This window comes from Vibrio sp. DW001 (genome assembly GCF_029016285.1).
GTDB lineage: Bacteria > Pseudomonadota > Gammaproteobacteria > Enterobacterales > Vibrionaceae > Vibrio.
On the sequence record NZ_CP091976.1, the window covers coordinates 1364630 to 1385212 of the forward strand.

19 protein-coding genes and 1 pseudogene are annotated in these 20583 nt (G+C 40.7%); 12 read left to right on the forward strand and 8 right to left on the reverse strand.

Features of this window, described 5'->3' with window-relative positions; genetic code table 11:
* Positions 1-49: 49 nt before the first annotated feature.
* From L3V77_RS23530 to L3V77_RS23540, 3 genes are all read right to left on the reverse strand, one after another.
* Positions 50-604, reverse strand: a complete 555-nt coding sequence (locus L3V77_RS23530; RefSeq protein WP_275137243.1) for a hypothetical protein — start codon at positions 602-604, stop codon at positions 50-52.
* 576 nt (positions 605-1180) lie between these two features.
* Positions 1181-2371, reverse strand: a complete 1191-nt coding sequence (locus L3V77_RS23535) for a BamA/TamA family outer membrane protein (RefSeq protein ID WP_275137244.1) — start codon at positions 2369-2371, stop codon at positions 1181-1183.
* 82 nt (positions 2372-2453) lie between these two features.
* Positions 2454-3227, reverse strand: a complete 774-nt coding sequence (locus L3V77_RS23540) for a hypothetical protein (RefSeq protein WP_275137245.1) — start codon at positions 3225-3227, stop codon at positions 2454-2456.
* 200 nt (positions 3228-3427) lie between these two features.
* Between L3V77_RS23540 and L3V77_RS23545 the strand changes: the two genes are divergently transcribed.
* From L3V77_RS23545 to L3V77_RS23560, 4 genes are read left to right on the forward strand one after another with little or no spacing between them, the layout of a single operon-like run.
* On the forward strand, positions 3428-4537 hold the full coding sequence (locus tag L3V77_RS23545) for an HlyD family secretion protein (protein WP_275137246.1): 1110 nt from the start codon (positions 3428-3430) through the stop codon (positions 4535-4537).
* A complete protein-coding gene (locus L3V77_RS23550) occupies positions 4527-5540 on the forward strand; it encodes a DUF2955 domain-containing protein (RefSeq protein WP_275137247.1) in 1014 nt (337 codons plus the stop codon). Before L3V77_RS23545 ends, L3V77_RS23550 begins: the two co-directional genes overlap by 11 nt.
* Before the next feature lie 50 nt (positions 5541-5590).
* The gene (locus L3V77_RS23555) at positions 5591-6655 is read left to right on the forward strand and encodes an AI-2E family transporter (RefSeq protein ID WP_275137248.1); all 1065 of its coding nucleotides are present in this window, start codon (positions 5591-5593) and stop codon (positions 6653-6655) included.
* Positions 6656-7318 carry an ion channel gene (locus tag L3V77_RS23560; protein ID WP_275137249.1) on the forward strand — a complete coding sequence of 221 codons (663 nt, stop codon included), beginning with the start codon at positions 6656-6658 and terminating at the stop codon, positions 7316-7318. It abuts the gene before it with no gap.
* A gap of 59 nt (positions 7319-7377) precedes the next feature.
* Here L3V77_RS23560 and L3V77_RS23565 read toward each other — a convergent pair whose 3' ends face one another.
* Both L3V77_RS23565 and L3V77_RS23570 read right to left on the reverse strand, forming a co-directional pair.
* Positions 7378-7545 carry a hypothetical protein gene (locus L3V77_RS23565; RefSeq protein WP_275137250.1) on the reverse strand — a complete coding sequence of 56 codons (168 nt, stop codon included), beginning with the start codon at positions 7543-7545 and terminating at the stop codon, positions 7378-7380.
* Positions 7546-7693: 148 nt separating this feature from the next.
* The gene (locus tag L3V77_RS23570) at positions 7694-8293 is read right to left on the reverse strand and encodes a TetR/AcrR family transcriptional regulator (protein ID WP_275137251.1); all 600 of its coding nucleotides are present in this window, start codon (positions 8291-8293) and stop codon (positions 7694-7696) included.
* Between the two features lie 320 nt (positions 8294-8613).
* On the opposite strand from L3V77_RS23570, the gene L3V77_RS23575 reads away from it, so the two are divergent.
* A complete protein-coding gene (locus L3V77_RS23575) occupies positions 8614-9963 on the forward strand; it encodes an MATE family efflux transporter (protein ID WP_275137252.1) in 1350 nt (449 codons plus the stop codon).
* Between the two features lie 260 nt (positions 9964-10223).
* Positions 10224-11909 (forward strand): sensor domain-containing diguanylate cyclase, encoded by a 1686-nt coding sequence (locus tag L3V77_RS23580; protein WP_275137253.1) that lies wholly within the window; start codon positions 10224-10226, stop codon positions 11907-11909.
* On the opposite strand, the gene L3V77_RS23585 is transcribed toward L3V77_RS23580, so the two are convergent.
* Together L3V77_RS23585 and L3V77_RS23590 are read right to left on the reverse strand one after the other, a co-directional pair.
* Positions 11893-12222, reverse strand: coding sequence for a DUF202 domain-containing protein (locus tag L3V77_RS23585; protein ID WP_275137254.1), 330 nt, complete (start codon positions 12220-12222; stop codon positions 11893-11895). The two genes, L3V77_RS23580 and L3V77_RS23585, sit on opposite strands and share 17 nt — an antisense overlap.
* Positions 12219-12587 carry a DUF202 domain-containing protein gene (locus tag L3V77_RS23590; protein WP_275137255.1) on the reverse strand — a complete coding sequence of 123 codons (369 nt, stop codon included), beginning with the start codon at positions 12585-12587 and terminating at the stop codon, positions 12219-12221. Before L3V77_RS23590 ends, L3V77_RS23585 begins: the two co-directional genes overlap by 4 nt.
* A gap of 354 nt (positions 12588-12941) precedes the next feature.
* Between L3V77_RS23590 and L3V77_RS23595 the strand changes: the two genes are divergently transcribed.
* Positions 12942-13403, forward strand: a complete 462-nt coding sequence (locus L3V77_RS23595) for a hypothetical protein (protein ID WP_275137256.1) — start codon at positions 12942-12944, stop codon at positions 13401-13403.
* A complete protein-coding gene (locus tag L3V77_RS23600; RefSeq protein ID WP_275137257.1) occupies positions 13396-14592 on the forward strand; it encodes a GGDEF domain-containing phosphodiesterase in 1197 nt (398 codons plus the stop codon). The genes L3V77_RS23595 and L3V77_RS23600 overlap by 8 nt, the downstream gene beginning before the upstream one ends.
* Positions 14593-14646: 54 nt before the next feature.
* Here the strand turns inward: L3V77_RS23600 and L3V77_RS23605 are convergent, their stop codons facing one another.
* The gene (locus L3V77_RS23605) at positions 14647-15453 is read right to left on the reverse strand and encodes a Cof-type HAD-IIB family hydrolase (RefSeq protein WP_275137258.1); all 807 of its coding nucleotides are present in this window, start codon (positions 15451-15453) and stop codon (positions 14647-14649) included.
* A 275-nt stretch (positions 15454-15728) separates the two neighbouring features.
* Between L3V77_RS23605 and L3V77_RS23610 the strand changes: the two genes are divergently transcribed.
* The 4 genes and pseudogenes from L3V77_RS23610 to L3V77_RS23620 all read left to right on the forward strand — a co-directional run bounded on the left by L3V77_RS23610 (position 15729) and on the right by L3V77_RS23620 (position 20474).
* Complete coding sequence (locus tag L3V77_RS23610) at positions 15729-16946, forward strand: 4Fe-4S binding protein (RefSeq protein ID WP_275137259.1); 1218 nt, start codon at positions 15729-15731, stop codon at positions 16944-16946.
* 198 nt (positions 16947-17144) lie between these two features.
* Positions 17145-18002 (forward strand): glutathione-dependent disulfide-bond oxidoreductase, encoded by an 858-nt coding sequence (gene yghU, locus L3V77_RS23615; protein WP_275137260.1) that lies wholly within the window; start codon positions 17145-17147, stop codon positions 18000-18002.
* 384 nt (positions 18003-18386) lie between these two features.
* Positions 18387-18809, forward strand: a pseudogene (locus tag L3V77_RS25090) (VTT domain-containing protein); the annotation flags it as partial.
* Between the two features lie 168 nt (positions 18810-18977).
* A complete protein-coding gene (locus L3V77_RS23620) occupies positions 18978-20474 on the forward strand; it encodes an FAD-dependent oxidoreductase (protein ID WP_342752117.1) in 1497 nt (498 codons plus the stop codon).
* The last annotated feature ends 109 nt before the right edge of the window (positions 20475-20583 follow it).

Here is a 20583-nt window from a genome sequence, read left to right on the forward strand (position 1 = left end):
TTCTCTCGATTACGTATAAGAATCATTGTTGCGTGGGATGAGCACACAATTACTCATAGACCACATCAAGCTTGCAGTTGGTTCTTTCGAATCCTGATAACGTGTTCGAGTAAAAAAGACTGACCGTAACCTGCTGCTTTTTTTCAAGAATATGATTGTAATGACCTCTGCATGTAATAAGTCGGTCATTATCAGCTACTACAACAAAATCAACTCTAGATTTACCAGTACTAGTCGTCCCAGACTCAATTACAGGTAAACCAGCAATGACTTTTTCGTCATAATGAAAGTATTTGTCAGTAATTATGAGCAAATGAATGAGAGAAATCCAAGTGAAGAAAACTATTGTTTTATACGAATACTTCTTGTACCAAGGCTTCTTTTTAGCGCTATATTGCTTAAAGGTACTTGAGACATCTTCTGTATATTTAATTGTTTTTGATGCCTTGAACTTAACGGAAAAAAGCGAATAAACAACGGCACCAGAAACGACCATTATCAAAGCCGAATATACGAAATTATGAGTGATGTCATAGTTGAAGTCTGCGAGGAGACAGCAGAAAAAGATCTGAAAAAACAGTTCACCAATAATCCAAAACTTCAAGAAATTCCACCCAACGTTTAAGTATCTCAGCTAAAGATTAACAAACTAAACTTAGGTTGTCTTTATATGCATCAGCTGATCCACTTAAGATGTATAGCCATTCACTTTTTTCATCTTACGTACACGCCTTTGAGTGAACGATATTGTCCATTTGCTATCACCGACGGCATCACCTGAAGTGGTGCCGTTCGGCTATTTGGGATACGAAAAGTGATTTGATGGGCAGAAATTAGCCGTCGCTGTAAATCGGAAATGTCCAATTGCGAGTTACAGGTTAGAACGGATATGAGTTGGATGCTCAGATGTATGTCCACATTGACGGATCGATAAAATATTCATATCCATCTCACTTATTTCTATCTTGCACGCCGCTTTTGGCGTTTGGGCAGAGATAAATCAAGTTCCTGAATATATTATGTTTGGGCTGTTTTTGTTGTCATTTATGCTTTATTTAATCCTTGTCAGTCATATCTGGAAAGTAGTTGTTTTTTTTAGGATAAAGAAGGTGACTCTGACCAACGAAGCCTCTGAGCAAGGGTGATTTTTTGTTCTTGGCGCAGCGAAAACATAACGCTGCTACAGCCCAGTCCCGACTTGAAAATAGATAGCGGTGTCTTCTTCACTAAAAGCGATATCTATCCCGGAGCGTAAGCCATAGCGACGTGCAATGGTATACCTTATCCCAGTACCGTATGAGTAATAGTTCTCTGTATCGAACAGTTGTCCGGCCGATTGTGTTGCAGAACCAAGCCCACCGAATACTGAGGTAGCCCAACGAGAGGTTATCTGCCACATGACTTGTGACTCAATGCTTGCTGTGTAGTTGCCTTGGTAGCGGTTTCTCGCGATACCGCGCATCTCTATGTCTGGGTAGGCTGGAGGAGGGAGATAGGAATCATCATTAGAAAGTGATTTGTATTGTGCTTTTAAAGCGAAGGTCCAGTCTTGTACGATTGGCCAATAGTTTAGGCCTTTGATATTGAACGTATCATAATCGTAATCGCTGCCAATAGATTTTCTAAATAAGGTATATTCTGCTTTGTAGTTGTAACCATCAGTGGGGTATAAGAAACTGTTTTTGCTATCGTATTCGGCAATCAAGCCAAACCCTGATACTTCTGGTGTTGTATTTGCCCACTGGCTAACAAGCTCATTGACCTTACTGTTTCCTTCTAAACTAAACTCCGGGCTCACATATAATTGGCTTACACCCAAAAACAGAGGTGTGTCGTTTACCCTAAATTGTAACTGTTGAGTAATCATCGCCCCTTCCATACCCAATGTGACACCGTTCTTATTCCTATCTAGTTCAAGGTTTCTAGATCCATTTGGGTTGTAGAAAGTCATCTTTATATCTCCGTAACCAGCACCAACCTGATATCGGATTTGGTCTTGATTCCACGACCGTCTATGCCCTGCAAATGCTATCCATGTGCCGTTATCTGTTTTAAATCCGCCAACCGCGGAGATGGCAGGTGTCAATAACTGTGCTCCGCCATCCACGGACTCTGCGGCCAGTTCTTTTCGTTTTTCTTTTTGGTCATCTGATTCATGAAGAAAAACACCGATAAAACCTGCACCATATCCAATAGCAGGTTCGGTAATGATGATAGGGACGGGCAGGAAACCATAGGCATTTTCAGCAAGGTATTCCCCCATATCGAGATAGCCGTCCAGTGAATCCGTAAAACTAGTCGCATGGGCAAAATAAGGATTAAGACTAGCTAAAATCGAGCCAATAGACAGAGATAAAACGGATGTTTTCATGTGAAAACCTTCAACAAAGTTAACCGTGCGTAGTAATCAAGCGTATCTATCATTTAATGCCTAAGATTCTAAGATTCCAAGATTAAAAATGCGCCGCCCAACCAACTAAGAACCCTTGGGTCGCGGTGTCATAAGCAAAATCATCGCCGTTATCATAATCAACCCAAGTGGATTTATAGGCGATATTTAAATCTGACCAGCTATTAATCTTATAACGTGCCCCGGTAAGAATAGCGCTGGTAAAATCCGTATCGCTACCGAAACCAGCATCAAGACCAAAATGAAACTTCCAATGGTCTGATAGGTCTGTTATCCAGCGAGCCCCAATTAAGTAATCTACCCAGTCTGCATCTAGGTTTTTATTTGCATTAAGCTGTCCGCCACTGGTATATATTTTTGTATTGATATCATTATCCCACCAGCGAAGACCAACCATGTAATCTACGGTGCCAAAGTTGTACTGGTAACGTTTAAAGCCTTTTACTTCTAATACTCCTTGCCGAATCTCAAGGTCTCCTTTTAGTAGGCTCAGGTCATTCCCTAGGATTGCATCTGATTTACCACTGAGCTTCATAAAGCTATAATCTACGTAATAGCCCCATCGATTATCATATATTCCCTCTAAGCGAAGCATTGCACCGATGTCCAAATGGTCAACGATAAAAGCAGGGTCAACGTCGACATCGGTAGACACGTTCCCAATGGTGCTATCTCCTCGGATATTAAGTGCTTGGGCATAGATTTCTATACTGTGCTCCCAACCAGAACTGTCGACATCCATTTCATCAGCAAGAGCCGAATGACTAAGAGAAAAAAGAACGAACATACTCGCGGTAAGTTTAGATATTGATGCCATTAGGTACATCCTTGTTAAATATTGAGTTATTCAGATTGTTACTTAAACAAGCGTAGTATATGAATCAGTAAAATAAAAAATTTAGCAGAGAAAAGAATCATTTAGGTCGATATTATTTGTATTTATCTTGAGTTTTTCATATTCCGATATATGTTTAAGGTATTCATTTTATTAACGTTGAAGATAGACAAGGGAGTGGTATGTCTGAGGTCAAGGAAGAGACACATGAGTCACAAAATGCGAACAACAAGAAGGATAGGGTAAGAACGACAACAAATTATCTACTCACGATTGTTGCTGTGATGCTTTTTTTTAGCATAGTCACCGATCGCATTATTCCGATTACCGACAATGCTCGTGTTAAAGGCTATATTGTTCCAATAAAACCTGAAGTCTCCGGCAAGGTTTTGGATATAAAAGTTCAGCCTAATCAGCTGGTAGAAGAAGGGGACGTTCTCGCTATTCTGGATGCTTCTGACTACAAGATTGCAGTACAACTCGCTGAGCAGAATCTAGAGATAGCAGGGCAGAATGTTGGGGCTCAAACGGCAGACATTGCGGCAGCTCAAGCGCGTCTTACGTCAACAATTGTCGAAAGACAAAATACAGAGTTGCAGGCAAAACGTGTATTGGCAATGGCAGAAAAGGGCGTCGTGTCGAAGTCGGACGCAGACAAAGCAAGAGCCGCTTTAGCGACATCAAGAGCTTCGGTTAAGAATGCAGAGGCCGATCTGGAAAAGGCAAAGCAACAGCTCGGTAAAAATGGTGAAGACAATAGCCAAATTAAAGCCGCGCTCTTGTCTCTTGAACAAGCGCAACTAAATCTGGAGCGAACGGTAATAAAAGCGCCAACGCAAGGAGGGGTCTCAAACTTCAGTCTATCTGAAGGTTTTTTTGCCTCGGTAGGCCAACCTATCATGACGTTTGTATCGACTGAAGATATTTGGATAGAGGCGTATTTTCGAGAAAACAGTTTAGGAAATATAACCGTTGGTGATAACGTTGAAGTCACCTTAGATATTGTGCCCGGAAAAATCATTAAAGGCAAAGTGACGAGTGTTGATTGGGGTATTGATTGGGGGCAGAATGACCAAGCAGGCAAGCTTGCGCAAGCGAATCAACAGACGGGTTGGTTGCGCCAGACACAGATGTTGCCTATTTCGATTGAATTTGACCGCGCAGATGTAAAAGGATTGCTTCGAGTTGGTGGCCAAGCCGACGTGATTGTTTATAGTGGTGATAATGTTTTCTTTAATTCGATCGGTAAACTCTGGATTCGATTTATTAGCGTACTGTCTTATGTCCGATGATTTCGCGGTTGATTCACAAATTCAGACGCGCATTATTCGATTTACGATTGGGGTGACCGTTGTGGTCTTTCTAGCCGCATGGATCAACTGGCCGTTGGCCTTTGTCGCCCCTGTTTTTACCGCCAAATTTTTAATTGATAAACCGACGTTTCATAAAGAAACGGTCTATGAATTGTTATTGGCATTGGTGGTTACCATGGGCTTGGGATTATTACTCGCGCGCGGGATAACTCAATATCCTGTACCGCTATTAATACTTGTTGGATTGATGATGCTGTGGGGATACTTTTTATTTACTGACCCTAAGTGGAATCTATTTGGGACCATATTGCTGATTTCAGTATTGGTGTTGCCATTTATGGCCATATCTAATCCTGGTATTTCAGTATTGCTCGCAACTGGATTAGCAACATCTGGTGTTGTTGCGGTTGCTGTTTTTGCTGTTGCTCATATCTATTTTCCCGAACCTAAAACCGAATTTAGCGGCTTTGCAGCTACGCCAATAACCAGACAACAACGTTGGTATGCTGCGTTTAGGGCGATGATTATCTCTTTCCCTGTCGTTTGCTTTTTCTTTATTTTCCAAATATCGGAAGCACTATTAACCATGATGTTTATCGCGCTGCTCTCATTGATGATCACGTCTGAGAAGTCGATAAAACTGAGTGCATTCTTGGTCATTAGTAATGGGCTTGGTGGGTTACTTGCTATTGCGGCATTTTCAATATTGGCTATTGTACCTAACATTATTTTCTATTCATTGTTCATCGGTTTGATAGCCATTTATGTCGGGAAAAAAATCTATATTGTGCCTGAAAAAGCGCCCATATATGCAACCGCTTTTAGTACATTATTGGTATTAATTGGCAGCACGTTAATGAGTTCAGGCGATATAGAGAGTAATACATGGGTTCGGATATTTCAGCTAATGCTTATTGGGCTTTACATGATTGTTGCCTCTTTGTTTTTAGAAACAAGGAACTGGAAATTTTTGCAAAATTAACAAAACTCGATTTATAAACTTTACGTGCGATTTATACACAAGGATGTTACATGAAGCTCAAAACGGATTTCTCCCACCAAGCTATTGATGCCGCAATTAAGATTGCGGCCGTAGCTTTACTTATCTATTGGTGTTTTTCGATACTACGGCCCTTTATCATGTTATTGGTTTGGGGAGGAATTATTGCGACGGCGTTGTATCCAGTTGCAGTAACCATCCATAACAAAACGGGGTTGTCGAAAGGAAAGGCAAGTGCGTTATTAAGCCTTATTGGTGTTGTATTGCTTTTGATACCGCTTGTTGCTCTTTCCTCAGGGTTATACACGAGTGCGTCGGAGCTCTTCTCTGGAATACAAGACGGGTCGTTAGTCTTACCGAAACCTAAAACCTCTATTCAGGATATTCCTTTAGTGGGGGAAAAATTATACGCGGCAATGTCGTACACATCGTCGAATATCGAGGGTGTGTTTACCAAGTATGCCGAAGAGATCAAAGATTTTGCCAGTCAAGCGGCCTCCATAGTTGGTTCTCTTGGTGGAGGATTCGTACAGTTTATTATCTCGACTATGATTGCAGGTGCGTTTATGTCAAATGCTGATAAATGTTTGATTGGAATCACTAAACTTGCCGAACGTTTAACTGGTGACAAAGGAGAGGCATTAGTACAACTTTCAAAGTCGACGGTACGCAGTGTGGTACAGGGTGTTATCGGTGTTGCGATCATACAGTCAGTATTTGCTGGCATTGGTCTGGTGGTTGCTGGCGTGCCTGCTGCTGCTTTTTGGGCACTGGCAGTATTGCTGGTCGCCATTATTCAATTGCCGCCAATTTTGGCGTTGCTTCCTGCCATCATCTATATGTTTAGCGGCGATTCTACATTAGCAGCAAGTCTGTTTCTCATCTGGTGTATTTTAATTAGTGGTAGCGATGCTATTTTAAAGCCTATGTTATTGAGCCGTGGTTCCGATATCCCTATGTTGGTTATTCTACTCGGCGCATTAGGTGGTATGGCAATGTCCGGTATTGTTGGGTTGTTCGTAGGGGCTGTCGTATTGAGCCTTACGTACCAACTGTTTGTTGCATGGTTATCTACAGAGTCGGAAGAGGTAAAATAGATGAAAGGAGTCTCAAAAGACGACAATTTTTATTTCCTTTTTTTTGCGTTGTTGGTGCTATTTTTTGGTTGTGCGGTAATGCAGCAGTTTCATCCTGAAGGACAAAAAACCGTGTTGGGACTGATAATTGTCACATTGGCGGTGTCGATTGCTGGTATCGATCGTAGGAAAACAATATATCGAATTTGGTATGGATTTTTATTAGTCACGGCGACAATATCAGGTATGTTCTCTTTCTTTGATGACTACGACATGTCTTATGTTACGTTGGCGGCGGTTTTGGTCTTTTTATGTTCGCATATCCATTCGGCATTAAAACAAGTGATGTTGGCAAAGGTAGTGACAAAGAACCATATTGTTGGCTCAATCTGCATTTATTTTTTGATAGGGCTGGCTTGGGCGACGTTATACCTGCTGGTTATTGAAATGTTTCCCATGGCATTTAATGGCATAGAGGTAAAACCTTGGCTAAATAACCTGTTTAACGCTCTGTATTTCAGTTTTATTACCTTAACGACCGTCGGGTATGGTGACATTTCACCAGGCTTACCCATTGCTCAGTTCTTTGTGTTTTTAGAATCGATCGTTGGCAGCTTCTATTTGGCTATTATGGTTGCGAGCTTGGTTAGTATCCGTTTAACGCAGTCAAAATTCTCTGAATAACGGTGATGTCTTCGATCTAAAAAATGGCTCAACTTACTAATTATAAGTCGGGCTATTTTTTAAGCGTTACTCATGCTCTCTAGTTCTGAGATCGTAGTTTGTGAAACCAATTCGCCGTCTATATAGTAGCTAACATTGTCCCCATCTTTGATGCCGGTCAGCATCGCTTTATCGCCATTGGTATAAACAATGTCCATCTGTACGGTATTGTTGTCGATCTTAATCATTTTGCGCCACGTCGTATAAAAGCTTTTTAAAGCAAAAAACGCCTGTGATCACACAGACGCTTTATTATTAATATGTCTCTTTGGAGATCTGAGCACCAAATAACATCGTATTCTTCTTTGTTAATGTCTCAGTTATTAACAATGGTGTTTACAAGCAAGATTGACTAAATGGCCCGTTGTTAAACAGGTCATCTATCATTTCATCGCCGGCTGCTACGTTGTTACTGGCACGAACATAGGTTCTTAGTCCTATGATCTGTACTTGTACATAACGAGCGAGTTTCGCAGGATCATTTGATCTATCAAGCTCACCTTTGTCTATTGCGCTTTGGATGATGTCAGTGAATTTAGATTCAACGGCGGCCATTTTCTCTTTGGCTTGGTTTAATAAATCTTCGTGTTCGTCGGTGAGCTCTGCAATTGTTTTTACGAGCATACACATGCCGCTTGGCGCGGTGTTTTGACATCCGATAACGATACTTCTAACAAAATGCTTAAGTGCTTCAAGTGGTGAGTCGGATTCTTCTAAGCATTGCTGCAGTTGAGTACCACTAACATCGGCATAGTGTTGAATAGCCTCTTTAAATAAGTTCTCTTTGCTTCCAAAGCTTGCGTAGATACTGCCGGGACGGAGGTCGACAACCTCCTGGAGGTTTCGCATTGAGGTACCGTGAAAGCCTTTTTCCCAATACAGGTTGGTTGCTTTATCTATAACATCTTCTCTATTGAACTTAGCGTACTTACTCATAATATAAACCTCTCTCCAAAGGTATGAACGACCGTTCATGATACCGTGGACAGTCGATGAAATCTATATTAAAACTAAGGTTATTAATAAGTATATAGGTGAATTCTACGCCCGACACCTTGCAACCTTGTGTCAATAACACATTCGAGCTCTTTTTGGTTCTCGCAAATACTCGACATATAAAAATATGTTTACTTAATGTCTTTGGATTTGTTGCCGTCAATAGCGATTTTTCTGTATTAATAATATTTGATTCAAGTGAGCTTAACTTCTTTTGTGTTACTATATGATGTAATTGAAATTTGAGTAAGCAAGCCTTAATGACGTTATCAAAAAAGTATATTAAAAATAATTTTTCATTAGCTTGGCCATTGGCGCTAAACGCACTACTAATGCAGTCGATGTTACTGATCGATACATTTTTGGTCTCTCCATTGGGAGAGGAATCAGTGGCTGCTATGGGGGTGGCAACAACAATTGTTGCATTTGTGCTTGGTATTCAAATGGCATTGGCAAATGGTACACAGATGATTTTAAGTCGTGCTTTTGGTAGTGGGCGACCTAAAAGTTTGAGTAATGCTTATTTTGGTGGCTTGGTTATTGCGATTAGCTTTGCGGCTGTATTTATGTCAATGATTCTTATCTTTGGTAGTGAATTGATCGCAATGATAGTTGATTCTGAGTCATTGATATCACAAGCGAAAAGTTACCTAAATTTCTCTGTTTACATCATTCTTTTTACGGCGGTAACTCAAACAATCATAACGCTTTTTAACAGTACTGGAAAAACCTCTGTCCCATTCAAAGGTTATTTGATAGAACTGCCTATTAATTGCGCATTATCTTATATGTTTATCTATCAGTTTGATATGGGGGTTTCGGGAGCGGCGCTTGGAAGTTTATCTGCGATCATGCTGAGAACGAGCTACCTTATTTACTCAGTCGTTTCGGATGACCACATAAGTTTAATGATACCTGATGATCTTCGCGTTTTTGTTAATACTACTCGGCATCATTTACATGAAATTCTCCCATTTGCAGCGAATATCACCATTCTTGCTATTGGTGTTACTGTCTATCAGTTGATGTTCTCTCAGTTGAATATTAACGAGTATGTTGCGATTACACTTCTGTATCCATGGATTCGAACTGGGAGTCAGTTCATTACTTCTTGGTCCCATGCTTCAGCTATTATAATTAGCCAGAAGATAGGGGCCGGTAAACTTGACGATCTTAAAGAGTCGGTAGACACAAGCATTGATGTTGCGGTCGGTATATCGAGCGTTAGCTGTTTGTTCTTTCTATGTCTTCATTATGCATTCAGCTACATCTATCCTGATCTTACTACAGAGACCTACTTGGCAATGTCGTTGATAGCACCTCTGTATATTCTCCTTCCTCTTATACGTGGTTACAATACTGTCCATGGCAATATTCTTCGAGCGGTAGGGAAAACTAAGTCCGTCTTCAAAATAAACTTCATTGGTCAGTGGGTTGTTTCACTGCCATTGCTTGCCACTATTATCTTCCTTTTTGATGGTTCCATTTTCTGGGCGTTTGCTATCCAACCTTTTGAAGAGCTTATTAAAGCTCTACCATTTAGAATATTGGCTAGAAAGACAGTGCTTGAATTCGATATGGAAATGGCTAAAAAAATGGATTACGACTAGTTTTCTGAACGCAAATATTAAGAAATTGATAAAATACATCACACATTCTATGACTATAATGTCATTGTTTTCATATTTATCGATGATATTCCTGCTGCTCTCTGTGGCAAATTTCAAGCTTTTAAAAAAAGCTCATTTCTGTTTTGTTGCTCTGCAGGTTTGAAAACTGTCTGTAGTTGACTACACTCTTAAAAATTAGAATAAATGAATATGACTATACTGCTGCACTTTATTATTTATAGGGCTCAGATTTAATAAAAATGGATAATTTCACATTACTCGTAACACTGTTTATTGTTGCTGGTGTTAATACTTTGTTTACTTTCGGCAATTCAAAAAATGCAGGTAGTGCTGTATCAAAGGAATGGCGACGCTCTGCGGTTCTACTACTAATCGGATTCAGCTTTATGCTGACTCAGTCTAGCTGGCCTAAGTTGATCTCGATTGTTATTGCGAATTATCTGCTCATTCTTGGGTTCTATTTTCAAATATACGCTGCCTTTTGCTTTGAATTTAGAAAGAGCGCGGTGTCCAAGCATTTTCTCTTTTCTATTACAGTTGTCTATGCGATATATTTTATCTATTTCACTTACATAGATTTCAATACTACGTATAGAATCATCTTTTTTTCCAGTTTATTAGCGTTATTTTATGGCTATGCCATCGTCAAAATGCGACGTTTTTGGAAGGATAAAAATAACATTCCTAGGACTCAAGAGGTTTATTATCTGTTTTGTGTAGGGCTTTTATTCTATGTCGCACGAACGGTTGTTACGATTATTGAGTTTGGCGATGTAAATTCTTTGTTTGATAAAAACACCATGACGACTATCTCATTTCTTTTTCTTATAATGTTTAACTTGGTTTTTTTAGTTGGTATGTTTATAGCAACGATCAGAGAGAAGAATTTTCATATCAATAGAGAGAAAGAGAAGCTCAACCATTTATTCGACTTTCTCAGCGATACCGCTAAAAATCTCAAATTGGAAGATCTATACCCTGCGATAGAAGATGTGTTGAGAAAATCATTTAAGGTGAGTACTGCCGCAATATTTTTGAAGGATGAAGGGAAAGATAGCCACTCGATGAGTTACGTATTTAATGACCTAAACTTGTCACTTGATGAGGTGACCAGTTTTAATAAAGGAGAAGGGCTGTCAGGTAAAGCGATGGAAGAAGATAGGGTTCTCATCATTGATATTGAGACCTATCCGAATCGTCGTCTCGCGGACATTTATAAGGCGCATGATGTCACTAATATGGTAAGCATCCCATTAAAAACGGCTGAGGGAATCATTGGGGCAATAACCGTTGTCTATACCAATAGCCTAAAAAATCAGGACGTTCTTGATAGTGAGTTTTTCTATTATTTGGGTGAACAGATTGGTTTAGTGGTGCAAAACGCACTGTTATATAAGAAGTTAACGGAACTTGCCGACACGGACTCTATGACAGGCTTATTGAATCGTCGCAAGATGCAAGAGATGTTCACTCTCGAGCTTAAAAAGATTAAGCGAAACAAAGAGAGGTTAACGGTTGCTATCTTTGATCTCGATAATTTTAAAAGTGTTAATGACAGCTACGGGCACGAATGTGGTGATAAAGTACTTAAAAATGCATCAGATATTTTTATTAGTGAGTGCCGAGAAACCGATTATGTCTGTCGCTGGGGAGGAGAGGAGTTTCTGTGTCTTTTCGTTGCAAGCGATATGGCATCGGGATTATTGGTGACAGAGCGAATAAGAAAAGTGTTTGAAAAGCAGGACTACCCTTGTCTTGACAGAGCGAACGTCACTATTAGTGCTGGGATTGCGGAGTATCAAGAAGGGATGACAATGGACCATCTAATTGCAGACGCGGACAAAGCACTTTATGAGGCGAAGAGAAAAGGTCGAAATAGGGTAGAGGCACATACCATAGATAATATGGTCAATAGAAATATCTAAGCAGGATAGAGGTTGCATAAATTAATGCAGACACGGCAATCACAGCACTCAATATCTTCTTCGCTCTAATCTCTCTATCTTCAACGGCTTCATCATATCGGAGTAATTGGGTAAATCGTTTACGGCTATAATAGAGACCGATAAAAGCAAACGTGAGAAGTATAAAACCGTTCACCATTAACAGTAAGTTATCGCCATGTTTACCCACTCGGGTCAATAATGCCCCGAGACCAAACATCAACATATGAGTACGCAACCATGACATCGATGTCCGTTCAGGTTGCAAGCCGGGATCTCTCTCGTTGTTTTTCATATTGCGATTGTTAACACAATAGTAATCGTGAGAAATAGCATTACTGCGCTAATAAGCTTTAAAAAGCCAGTGTAGGGCAATGCACTTTTATTGCGCATGGCTTTCTCATTTGAAGACCACCTTTTGTAAGCAAATACCGCAAGTAAACCGGAACATAGGCACAGAAATATCGACAGTAAAATACGTACGGAAGGGTTTGCCAGTTCAGGTGTGAGTTGATCTATCGCTATCGCACCAGCTAAAAGCGCGAGTGCGGTTCTTATCCAAGCTAAGTAGGTGCGTTCATTTGCCAAAGAAAATCGATAGTCTGGCGCTTCGCCTAAGCGTCGCCAGTTTGTCTTTGATGCTTTACGTTTACTATTCATAATGTTTGAACATAGGTCAATGTTGTTGGAGTTGAAAATGGGCGTTCAGTGATAATATCCCGCATATAGTAGCACCTACAAAGGGTGTTGTATTAATACATTGTAATATATAGATAAAAATCATCGACGCTTTGATTCTTTAATCAACATATCATAATGAACAAAATCAGAGAGCTCATCGCCCAAGATAAAAATTTAAATTGAACAATTGAAGAGTTTGTCTTAGCTTTAAATAGGTAGAGAGTAGAACTGCAGATAATGTGCAATAGAATAATATGTCAAATACTTCCAAACGAAACGATTCTATGGTGGTAGACAAATAAGATCTCTCCATATAAAACTCAGAAGGCGTGAATGAACGATATAGAACACATGCTGCTGCCTATTATGGTGGTAAAGCAAGGTTTGGTTGCTTCGTGCAATGATGTATTCACAGAACAAGTTGGCCATAGCGAGTTAGATATCGCTGGAACTGAACTTCAAGATATCATCACATTAACCGATCAAAGTGCCCTACAATATAGCTCTATAGGCCAACTTTTAGCCAGTGCAAGCCTAAAAGAAAACGGCTTACTTGTGTCCGCTACGGTAAAAAATACCTATTGTTATCCTTTACCTGTCCAATTACATTGCAAAGTTTGTGAAGGCGTGAGTGATTCATATAGAGTCTCTTTTCGTATACTTCAAAACCGATCTGTCGACCCTGTTACTGGTCTATCAAATGGCTGGGCAATCGCTTCTCGATCAGAGCATTTACTGATCAGTCAAGATTTCAAAAAAAAACAACTTCGCGCTCATATTCTTAAATGTGGATAACTTCTCCACCATTAACTTTCGCTATGGTTTTGACATCGGTGACGACTATCTATTGGTGCTTGCCAAGAGAATCCAAGAGGTTGTTGAAAGCGACAATCTCGTCGCCCGCTTTAATAATGCAAAGTTTGGAATATTAGTAGAAAATCGAGATGAGCTGTCTAATGATGTGTTTAATGCTCACCTTACCTCCATTTGTGAGAGGCTTTGTCGGTTGGCTGATAAACCACTGACGCTGCTAAGAGGCATCGAGGTTAGTAAGTCATTCAGTATCGGTGTGAGTGAGCATAGTGTTCGTTATAATAGCTTTCACGCCGTAGAGATTGCCGCCGAAACCGCGATGCTAGAAGCCAAAAAATATAGCGAATCAAAAATTCAGTTTTCCACGTCTCAAACCTTGAGCGATATACTTTCTCATAAGCTCATTATTGATGCTCTGCCAAGTGCAATTGAAAACGACAAAATAAAGATACATTATCAACCACAATATGAGATCGCGTCAGAGAAGCTTGTCGGTTTCGAAGCGCTATCGCGTTGGCAGCATGATGTACTTGGAAATATTGCACCAGATGTTTTTGTCACAATTGCTGAAGAGATAGGATTGCACTTTGATTTTGACCTGTGGGTTTTCAAAAAGGTTTGTTCTCAGATAATTTCTTGGAGAGAGCAAGGATTACAGCCTCCTAAAATAGCTATCAATATCTCGTTTAAAACACTCGAAATGACAACATTCGCAGACCGATTGAAAATGATTATAGATCAGACTCAATGTCCCACCGAGTTGGTAGAAATTGAAATCACGGAAACGGCTTCTGCTAAAAATTTGGTGTCCTTAAATGACAATATTGTTCGTGTTAAAGCGTTAGGAATCAGTATCGCTATTGATGATTTTGGTGCCGGGTATTCGTCTCTAAGTATGATACGAGAGTTTCATCAGTCATTAGACAAACTCAAATTGGACCGTTCATTAATTCAGAATGTCTGTAATACAGAAGTTGATAGAGAGTTTGTCAAACAAATCATCAAGATGAGTCAGGTACTTGATGTGGAAATTTTGGCCGAAGGTGTGGAAGAAAAGGCGCAAAATGACCTTTTGAAAAAACTCGATTGTGGTTATGCTCAAGGCTATTACTATGCTAAGCCGCTTTCAAAACTAGACGCAGAGCAGTTGATGTATAAACTAACCAATTAAACCAGCCTTTAAGATCAATAGATATTGGCTTAATTGGTTACGCTTAGGCCTGTGTTATTTACACCCTTGTAGGTATTTGTTAATCACGGTTAAAACCCCAGACTCTTGGTTGCTTGGTGCACGGTAGCGAGCATACTGCTTTACTTTCTCATGCGCATTTTCCATCGCGTAAGAGTGGTAACTTGCTTGAAGCATCTCAACGTCGTTAAAGTAATCGCCGAAACTCATCGTTTCTTCAAAGCTAAAACCAAGCGTATTTTGGAGATGTTCAATTGCGGCTCCTTTCGAAGCAACGGCATTCATGACATCAAGCCAGATTTTTGCGCTGACAACCACTTTATGGTTATGGCCGAATTTGCTGTTAATTATCGGGTAGATGTACTCTTCCGACCCGCCGAAGTGGCAGATAGCGACTTTAATGAATTCGTCTTCAACAGAGAGTAAATCGTCAACAAATTCACAGCGATGATAGTATTTCTGTATTTCTTTGATGGCTTGTGGCGATGTGGTCTCTACGTAAGCGGACTTCTTACCACACAATACGATATGCGTGTCTTCAATAGAGCGTGCTTGATTGATAATCTCTTCAACCGAGGGCTTGCCGATGGTGCAGCTATAAAGTTCTTCGCCGCGATGCATCACTAAGGTTCCATTCTCTGCAATAAACATCATGTCATGATTGGCAGGGGAGAATGTCTCTATCAAACTGTAGTATTGGCGTCCTGACGCGGCTGCGAAAATAATGCCTTTGTCCGTTAGTTGTTGATAAATTTCGAAAAATTTTGGATCTAGTTTACCCATTTCGTTGAGTAAAGTACCGTCCATATCGGCGGCAATAAATTTGATACTGTGTTGTGACATCAATGAATATCCACGTTAAGGTAAAAGTAGTGAAGGTCGGAGTTGAATGAAGGTATTGAAACAAGAACTTGAAAAAAATACTACTCTTTCTTGTTGTCTCAAAGTTCTTGGCAATTTTCAATCGCTGTCAAATGAAGAATAAACTAATAACGAAGGTGCTCACGGAATTGACTTCAGCGAGCATTCCTTTCTGTTCTAGACGATACTTTATAAGTATCCTAGCCGTAATTATCGAAATATCTATATACGATGTTGTATCTCGTACGAGTTGAATTATGTCTATTTTAGAATCCGTAATCTTAATGAGCGGTTTGATTTTTTGTCTAAATTTACTGTACTGGAGTAAACAGACGTGGGGCATCATCCTTACTATTCTCATGCTACTCGGTGCTCTGGCCGCGACGCTTTATTGGCCATTAATGTTGGGTGCGGCTATTGGGCTTGTTTCAGTGATAGCATTGAATCGATTTCAACCAGAATTAGCACGTGGCGAGACCCGTGAAAACACCTTAAGAGATTGGATACAATTTCTTATGTCTCTGTCTATGTTATTAGTCGGAATTCAATATGTGGTTTATTACGCGCTGTTAGGTAATGGTGTCATAGTCGGTTTGACTCGCCCTGATGTAGTGGATGCGTTTTTACCTATTGCAGGTGGCCTTGAATTAAAAGCCATAATCATGCTAGGTCTGTGGGACCAAAGCCACCCAGCAGCCGCAGTTATGTTATTTACCGTATTGCTTAGTGGCGTGTTATGTAAACGTGCCTTTTGCGGGTGGATCTGTCCACTTGGTCATGCAGGCACCTATCTATATCAATTGCGTATTCGCTTTTTTAAGGGTAAGTTTTTGCCACCAAGTTGGGTCGACTGGCCACTACGAATGGTGAAATACTTGCTGCTCATGGGGTTGCTTTATATTGTCGTTCTCGCGATGCCAAGCAATGCTCTACCTCATTATCTCAATGGCTACTATCAAAAAATGGCCGACCTCAAAATGGCTATGTTTTTCATCACCCCTAGCTTGATTGAAGGGGTATTGATTGGTTTGGTTTTGGCTTTAGTTGTGTGGCAAGACAGAGCCTTTTGTCGATATTTATGCCCGTATGGAGCCGTGTTAGGTTTATTGAGTTTCTTTAGTCCGCTCAAAGTAAGAAGAGATACAACGCATTGTTTAAACAATACCAAGGGGATGGACTGTGATAAGTGTACACGAGCCTGTCCGGCGAGAATTAAGGTCCATACTGTAGTAACCGTTCGTACGGATGAGTGTCAGGCCTGCATGCGTTGTGTCAGCGCTTGTCCTCAGAAAAAGGCGTTGGGAGTGAGACTACCAACAGGTAAGAATATTACCTCACGCGGCGTTTTGATTCTTCTTTTACTCTTGATGTTTGGTATTCCGTTACTTGCCTATCTTGGTGGTTTTTGGCATAGCCACGTGAGCGACGAAACCCGAATGGAGTTGATGAAATACATTCATCAGATCAACCATTGATATTATAAATTCTTCTTCCTTCTCTATGATTTTAATCGCTTATCTTCTTGTAGGAATAAATAAGAGACGCTAATTTGAGTGAAAATGAACAATCGTTCAAATAAGTCTTGAATAATGGTCGCTAACAAGCTACATTTTTATCACTCATTGGCGATTCATTCGTCAACAATAAATTCAATGATACGATAGGGGCACATTATGGGAAATGAATATACACCGCCAAAAGTCTGGTCTGACGAAACGGAAAGTGGTGGAACATGGGCCAGTATCAATCGACCTGTATCAGGGGCTACGCATGAAAAGCCTCTTCCTATCGGTGAACATCCAATACAGCTGTATTCTATGGGGACTCCAAATGGTCAGAAAGTGACGATCATGCTCGAGGAGTTACTTGCGATAGGTAAAACCGAGGCGGAATATGATGCACATCTAATTAACATAATGGAAGGGGACCAGTTCTCCTCTGGTTTTGTCGAGGTTAACCCTAACTCCAAAATCCCTGCATTAGTTGATCGTTCTGTTGATGCATCCACGATGCTGTTTGAATCTGGTTCTATACTTTTGTACCTAGCAGAAAAGTTTGATAGCTTTTTACCCGCCAACGGTGCGCAGCGAGCGTCTGTGATGAACTGGTTATTCTGGTTACACGGGAGTGCGCCATATTTAGGTGGCGGGTTTGGTCATTTTTACGCCTACGCACCGGAGAAATTCGAATACCCAATTAATCGTTTCTCAATGGAAATCAAACGACATCTTGATTTACTGGATAAGCAACTAGCACGAAATACCTATATAGCGGGTGACGAATATAGCATCGCAGACATTGCAATTTGGCCATGGTACGGCAATCTGGTACTTGGCAATGTTTATGATGCCGCCGAATTCCTAGACGTGAAAAGTTATACCAATCTGGTCCGTTGGACCCACCAAATCGCCGATCGACCTGCTGTTCAAAGAGGCCGAATTGTAAACCGTTCTTGGGGTGAAGATTGGGAAGCCGTCGCGGAACGTCATAGTGCCGATGACATTACCAATGCCATGAAACTTAAGCCTTAGTATTCTCATTGCGGGTTTTTCCTGACTCGGCTTTAATTACTCCTAAACCTGATGGAATAGCTGCTTTTGGTGGTCTACGAAGTCAGGTTTTTTGATCTGAACGGTTTCTAATAAGGTTACATACCAACCTGTAAAATTGTTTGATCAGCAATATTGTTATTAAAGCACCTTATGAATAAATTTTCGTTTTAATGAAATTATTTATCCGTCGAACCTTTCTATTTAAAAGCCAGAGCAAGACATTAATGAGTCGCTTGTTTACTTTGAACTGAAAAAAGTAGATAACATTAGTATCTCTGCAATGAAGGTAAAATGTTGATGCCCAGAAAAAACCAGATGCTATTGGCATTAGCAATATTGCTCTGTTTAGCGATTTATTTTGACATGCAATCTTTAGTGACGCTCGATGAACTAAAAAGGTCGATTACTAAATTTAGACAGTGGAGAACAGAGTCACCGGTTTTGGTTATAGGTGGGTTTATACTGCTGTATGTTTCGGTTGCTACACTCTCCTTACCTGGTTCCGCGCTGTTGACTCTGACATCAGGTGCATTGTTTGGATTAGTTGAAGGAGTCGGTATAGCCGTAATATCGTCAAGTATTGGAGCGCTTTTTGCTTTCTTGATTTCTCGATATTTACTTCGAGAATTTATCAAAAACCGTTTTCCAGAACAGTTGGCCACGATAAACCAAGGGGTAAGAAAAGAGGGAGCCGTTTATTTATTTTCGTTACGGTTAATCCCTATATTTCCTTACTTTATTGTAAATATATTGATGAGTGTGACAGCGCTGAGGGCGTGGACGTTTTATTGGGTAAGCGCGTTAGGGATGATTCCTGTGACCGCCGCTTATGTAAATGCAGGAACACAACTCGCTCAGATAGATAGTGTCTCTAGCGTCCTTTCCTTGAAGCTGATGCTGTCATTTTCATTGTTGGGCCTCATTCCATTCATTGCAAAAATGGTAGTTAATAAAATGAAAAAAGATGCAGTAAGCAAAAATTGGACAAAACCAAAGAAATTTGACCGCAACTTAATTGTTATTGGTGCTGGTGCTGGTGGGCTGGTGACCAGCTATATTGCCGCGGCAGTAAAGGCTAAAGTGACCTTGATAGAAGCCGGAGAAATGGGTGGGGATTGCTTGAATTACGGTTGTGTACCGAGCAAGGCTATTATTAAAAGTGCCAAAATGGCGAATAATATCAAAAACGCCCATCATTACGGTTTAGAAGATTCGGTTCCTCAATTTTCCTTCAAAAAGGTGATGCAACGTGTTCATGACGTTATCGCAGAGGTTGCGCCTCATGACAGTGTGGAACGCTATACCAGTCTTGGTGTTGATGTTGTAAAAGGTTACGGAAAGATATTAGACCCATGGACTGTAGAGATCGCCTATGAAGATGGGACATCGACTAAGCTGACCGCTCGTAGCATTGTTATAGCAACAGGTGCGCGTCCATTTGTTCCACCGCTACCAGGTATTGAAGATACCGGTTATGTAACCAGCGATACGCTATGGACTGAGTTTGCGAAACTCGACACCGCACCAGAAAAACTGGTCGTGTTGGGTGGTGGTCCAATTGGGTCTGAATTGGCGCAGTCTTTTTCAAGATTAGGATCAAACGTGACTCAGATTGAGATGGCCGACCGAATCATGATTCGAGAAGATCTCGAGGTTTCAGAGTTCGCGACCAAAGCACTGCAAAAAAGTGGTGTGAATATACTTACTTCTCATCAGGCACTTCGGTGTGAATTGAAAGATGGTAAGAAATTCATTGTGGTTAAGCACCAAGAACAAGAGATTGAGATTGAATATGATCAACTTCTTTGTGCCGTAGGGCGTAGTGCTCGTCTTGATGGTTATGGGCTTGAAGAACTGGGTATCGAAACCAACCGTACGATCGTAACGAATGAATACTTGGAAACACTTCATCCAAACATCTTCGCCGCAGGCGATATCGTTGGTCCATATCAATTTACACACGTCGCTGCTCACCAAGGTTGGTATGCCGCTGTTAATGCGTTGTTTGGGCAGTTTAAGAAATTTAAAGTAGATTATCGAGTGATTCCTTGGACAACCTTCATCGATCCAGAAGTCGCAAGAGTGGGTATCAATGAGTACGAAGCACAAGAAAAAGGAATCGACTACGAGGTAACTCGATTCGAGTTTAAAGAGCTTGATAGGGCCATTACAGAGAGCGCAACCGACGGCTTCATTAAAGTGATTACACCAAAAGGCAAAGACAAAATACTAGGTGTGACCATTGTATCTGAGCACGCTGGTGATTTGATTGCAGAGTTTGTTTTGGCCATGAAACATGGCCTTGGTTTGAATAAGATACTGGGTACAATTCATAGTTATCCAACCTGGGCAGAAGCGAACAAATATACGGCAGGTGAGTGGAAGCGCGATCACGCACCGCAAACTATTCTTCGTTTATTAGAGAAATATCATACATGGCGACGTGGTTAACGACACGAAGGTACTGAAATTGATATAATCTGTACGTTAATCGTATTTATGTCAAAAGGCCGCACTGTTCCGAGTGAAATTATGCTCAATGTGAATAGTCGCGGCCAAG